The following is a 4,912-nucleotide window of genomic DNA, read 5'->3' as shown; positions in this document are numbered from 1 at the left end:
GTGATGCCGGTCTTCCCGCTGGTCCCCAGGTGGTCGACGACCTCGGCCAGGGTCCGCAGCCGCACACCCGGGCTGATGGTGCACCCCCGCTCGGCCAGCAGTGACCGCACCTCGCCGATGGCACGGGTGATGGTGGAGCGGTCCACACCGAACCAGCAGGCCAGCACGTCACGAGTGACGGCATGACGCAAATGCATGAACGTGGCCAGGAGCCGGTCGACGAAGACCAGCCGGTGCTTCGCACCCGCGCCCACAGCCCGCTCCCGCGGCCTGGACGCGAGCCTGGCCTGGTGTCTCTCGTGCCACGACGGACCGACCTCAGCCACGAGTTCAGCTATCACGCCAGTCGACAGGCCGGTGATCCTCCGGTCGCTGACGATCACTTCACGAAACGCGTTCCCCACCACATGACCATGATCGACGATCAGGAGCCCGACGCCTCACCGCCTACCGTCCACCAGCTCGTTAGGGCCTGCAGAGGAACAAGATGCGGGCGCGTGGTGCGCTGACCTGCGATGTCAAGTTGCAGAACCCGCAAGTTATTTCCCGGCAGGCCCTTACAAGCCATCTCAATTGGTGAGTCGGCGGTAGCAGATGAGAGTGCATGCGATGCTGGTGAAGGCCAGGAAGTGACTCGCTTTGCGCTCGTAGCGACGGTGGAGACGCCGGCACCCCGCGAGCCAGGCCATGGTGCGTTCGATTGTCCAGCGGTGTCGGCCGAGGCGTTGGCTGGAGTCTGTTCCCTTGCGGGCGATCCGTGGCGTGATGTGGCGGCTGCGTAACCAACGCCGCAGGTGGTTGTAGTCGTACCCCTTGTCGCCGTGGAGCTTTCCTGGCCGGCGCCGTCGTCGGCCGCGCCGCGAACGGATCGGGGGTATGCCCTGCACGAGTGGGATCAGGGCCTGGCTGTCGTGGACGTTGGCGCCGGAGATACCTATGGACAGGGGCAGACCGGTGCGTTCGGTGATCAAGTGAATCTTCGAGCCGTACTTGCCCCGGTCCACAGGATTCGGGCCTGTCAGCTCCCCCTTTTCAGGGCCCGCATGTTCACGGAGTCGATCGCGCAGCGGGACCAGTCCAGCTCACCGCGAGCACCCAGCTCATCGAGGACCAGGCGGTGGAGCTTCGCCCACACCCTGGCCTTCGACCATTCGGCGAAGCGCCGATGAGCCGTGGCTCCCGACGGTCCGAACGAGGCCGACGGCAGCTGCTGCCACGTGCAGCCCGACGTCGCGACGAACACAATCGCGGCCAGCACTTCCCGGTCTCCGTGCCGACGTCGGCCGCCGCCTTGCGGACGAGTCGGCGCCTCCGGCACGACCCGCTGGAACAACTCCCACAACTCATCCGGCACCAGCCGCTCAACGATCTCCACACCCGCAGGCTATCGAACACGCCAAATGAGATGACCTTTAGGCCTTACTGGCCGAGCTAAACGTGACCTTAGGGTTGCTCTGATCCGGCTGCGTGGTCAACTCTTCGCACGTCAAGTCGCTAAGAGGGGAAGCCAGCCGGGCCCACCGCCGCTGGACCGTGGGCGGGGAATTGAGCGCAAGTACAACGTGGCGTGGCGGACGGTCGGTAATTCCTCGGCTCGGTCTGGGCCGAGCCGAGGAAGCAAGCTGCCGTCGCGGCCGACTCCCCTGGATCCGTACAGGGCGGTGATCGAGAGGGCTGCAGGGGGATCTGGGACACGCCGCGCAAGCAGCGGGACACGATCACGCGGATCTTCCATCGCCTGTTCGTGTCCATACGCCGCCGCTGAGCGGCAAGCGGGTCCGTGGTCGTCCTCCTGTCGGTGTACACGCGAACGTCCCCAGCTTCGTACGGATGAAAAAGGACAGTTGTTGATGCGGTGAGGTCCGTTGCTCGGCACTCTGCTGCTTGGTCGTTTCGGGTGGCGGAGGAGGCTGGCAGTGGTCTTGGATCCGCAGCGTTGGCTGGATCTTCGAAGGTTCCGGGGCCTGCTCGAGTCCGGGGCGATGAGTCTGTCGGAGATCTCCAGGGAGACAGGGCTGGATCGGAAGACGGTCCGCAAGTACCTGTCGGCACCGGGTCCGGCGACTCCTCCTCGCCGTTCGCCGAGCGGGCGGTCGCGGGCGAGGGTGATTGACGAGTTCGCACCGGTGATTGACTCGATGCTCCGGGCGGAGATCCTGATGAAGGCGGCGGTCATCCACGAGCGGGTGGCTTCGGAGTATGGGTTCACCGGGAACTACCAGCGGACCAAGCTCTACGTCCAAGAAGCCCGCCCCAGGATCGCCGAGGAGCTTGGGATCACGCCGAAGGAGTTGGCGGGCATGCACCGCCGATTTGAGGTCATCCCGGGTGCCCAGGCTCAGGTGGACTGGGGTGACGAGGGCAAGATCCTCGCTCACATGGGCTTCGCGAAGGTCTACTCGTTCCACATGACGCTGTCGTACTCGCGCGACCTGTTCTGCTGCTTCACCACCAGCCAGGACCTGCAGACCTTCTTCGACTGCCACCGCCGGGCCTTCGCTCACTTCGGCGGGGCTCCAATGACGATCGTCTACGACCGGACCAAGACGGTGGTCCGCCGCCACGTCGCACCCGGCGAGGCGGTCCCGCTGCATCCGGAAGCGGTCGGCTTCGCTGGCCACTACGACTTCGACATCGACGTCCTGGCCGCCTACCGGCCGCAGGGCAAGGGCCGGGTCGAGCGGCAGGTCCTGATCGTCCGCGACCACGTCCTGTCCGGCCGCTCCTTCTCGTCCATCGAGGAGATGGACGCCGCCTTCCTGGCATGGGTGCCGCGACGGAGAGCCCAGATCCACAAGACCCACCGTGAGGTCATCGCGGAACGGGCGGCCAGGGATCACGCGGCTCTCAAGTCGCTGCCGCCGACTCCGTATCTGGTGGCCGAGCGGCAGCTGCGGCACGTGGGCAAGGACTGCTTGGTCGCCTTCGACGGCAACCTCTACTCGGTGCCGGCCTGCAGGGTCCGCCCCCGCCAGCTGGTCGAGATCCGGGCGACGAAGTCCCAGGTCATGCTGCATTCCACCCTGACCGCCACCGGTGGCAGCACGCTGCTGGCCGTCCATTCCCGAGCCGTCGGCCGCGGGGCCCGTGTCGTCGACGAGACGCACTGGGACGGCCTGCCCACCGGGAAGGGACGCCGGACCACGACCGGAGACGTCCCACTCCAGCCTCGTCACGATCGGTCTGCGGGCCAGGACACCAGCCCGCTGCAGGCCCTGCTGAACCGGGCTGCCGCCACTCAGGTCGAGGTCGGCCGCCGTCCCTTGTCGGTCTATGACGAGCTGACCGGAACCCGCCCTTTCACCACCCATCGAGCGACGAAGGAAACGTTTTGAGTGAGCTGACCGGCAACCGCATCCGCACCACGGCCGGCAAGCTCGGCCTGCCCCACCTCGCGGAGACCATCAACGAGTTCGCCCATCGGGCCGGTGAAGCGAAGATGGGCTACCTCGACTTCCTCGACCTGGTCCTCTCCGAAGAACTGGCCGTCCGCGACGACCGCCGTTTCCGCCAGGGCCTACGGCTCTCCAGGCTGCCGCACCACAAGACGCTCGATGAGTACGACTTCTCGTTCCAGCCCGACCTCGACCCCCGCAAGGTCAAGGACCTCGCGACGCTCTCGTTCGTGGAGGCCAAGGCGAACGTCGCTCTCCTGGGACCGCCCGGGGTGGGCAAGACCCATATCGCCGTCGCTCTCGCGGTCGCGGCCTGCCGGGCCGGCTACTCGGTCTACTTCACCAGCCTCGACGACATGGTCCGCAACCTCAAGGCCGCCGAAGCAGCCGGGCGTCTGGCCAACAAGCTCGGCACCTACCTCCGGCCCGGTGTCCTCGTGGTCGACGAGGTGGGCTACGAGATCCTCGAACGCGGAGAAGCGAATCTGGTGTTCCAGGTGATCTCAAAGCGATACGAGAAGGGATCTATCATCCTGACCTCGAACAAGACCTTCAGCGAATGGGGACAGGTGTTCGGCGACGAGGTCCTGGCCACCGCCATCCTCGACCGGCTCCTCCACCACTGCGACGTGATCTCCATCAACGGCCCCAGCTACCGCCTCAAGAATCGGCTCAAGGCCATCGAGCGGGACACAGACGTGGCCTGACAGGTCACGTCGAGTCGGCTGCCGGGGCCCTGATCAGTCGTCCTCGAGCCGCTGGAAGACCGTGGAGAACTCATCGGTCTCGATCAGTCCGGCGATCACCTGACTCATGCTATTGACGCCGGGATTTCGGACGATCAGGCCGTCTGAGACCCAGAAGTAGCGGCCGCCGAGAGCCTCGCCGCTTTCTGCCCAGACCTCCATCAGGCGTTCAACTTCTGCGGCAGTGAACACAGTCGCGGTCCACCGGGAGCCGTCCTGGAGATCCACGAAGACATCGACGTTGCACACCGAGTCCAAGTCCTCGTCCGGGCTGGTCAGGAACGATGCCTCGAATGCCTCCGTGCGGGCCCGGTGCCAGGGCGCATCCCAACCTTGTTCCACTACCTCGATGACCGACATGCTCCGTTTCATCGTGTGAGTGTCCTGGGGCAGGCTGTCGGTCTCAACCAGAATCTCCCCAGCCGGACCCGCGAACGTAACTGGGGACGTTCATCCGTACGCAGCTGGGGAGCTCAGGTCGTACGCCGACACCTCCACGCGTCTCACCTGGTGGTTACGCCGCCGGAGCGAAGCACCGGTTGGTCTTCGTCGACGGGCTCCTCACCACCCTCGTGCACCTCCGGCACGGGGCCACCGTCGCAGGCTTGCTGTCCCACCAGCGGACCGCGGACCTGACGTCGGCACGGCAGATGTGAACATCGAACCCCGCCCTCGACGCCTAGGCAGTTTCGTTTGGATCAGTCGGTCGTTGGTCCGGGTGTGCCGTTGACTGATGCGCAATGGACGCGGATCGAGCCGTTGCTCCCGGAC

Annotated in this window: 5 protein-coding genes; 2 read left to right on the top strand and 3 right to left on the bottom strand. The window is 65.8% G+C overall.

From position 1 onward, the window contains the following. Positions 1-326: helix-turn-helix domain-containing protein (locus ACZ6CZ_RS37610; protein WP_469030541.1), on the bottom strand; the 326-nt coding region annotated here is incomplete at its 3' end. 243 nt (positions 327-569) lie between these two features. Continuing rightward, a protein-coding gene (locus tag ACZ6CZ_RS37605) for an IS5 family transposase (RefSeq protein ID WP_469030539.1) occupies positions 570-1,369 on the bottom strand; the annotation gives its coding sequence in 2 pieces (ribosomal slippage) (positions 570-1,031 and positions 1,034-1,369; 798 coding nt in all). A gap of 496 nt (positions 1,370-1,865) precedes the next feature. On the opposite strand from ACZ6CZ_RS37605, the gene istA reads away from it, so the two are divergent. Continuing rightward, the gene (gene istA / locus ACZ6CZ_RS37600; protein WP_469030537.1) at positions 1,866-3,335 is read left to right on the top strand and encodes an IS21 family transposase; all 1,470 of its coding nucleotides are present in this window, start codon (positions 1,866-1,868) and stop codon (positions 3,333-3,335) included. After that, complete coding sequence (gene istB / locus ACZ6CZ_RS37595; RefSeq protein ID WP_469030534.1) at positions 3,332-4,102, top strand: IS21-like element helper ATPase IstB; 771 nt, start codon at positions 3,332-3,334, stop codon at positions 4,100-4,102. Before istA ends, istB begins: the two co-directional genes overlap by 4 nt. Before the next feature lie 33 nt (positions 4,103-4,135). Here the strand turns inward: istB and ACZ6CZ_RS37590 are convergent, their stop codons facing one another. Continuing rightward, complete coding sequence (locus ACZ6CZ_RS37590; protein ID WP_469030532.1) at positions 4,136-4,501, bottom strand: hypothetical protein; 366 nt, start codon at positions 4,499-4,501, stop codon at positions 4,136-4,138. Positions 4,502-4,912 lie beyond the last annotated feature (411 nt).

The organism is Streptomyces sp. NPDC041135 (assembly GCF_055592085.1).
This window is presented reverse-complemented; position numbering and strand designations above follow the sequence as displayed.

What these genes read in the sequence shown, in the direction of transcription:
- ACZ6CZ_RS37590 (WP_469030532.1), bottom strand. Translation starts at nt 4,501, where the DNA reads ATGTCGGTCATCGAGGTAGTGGAACAAGGTTGGGATGCGCCCTGGCAC.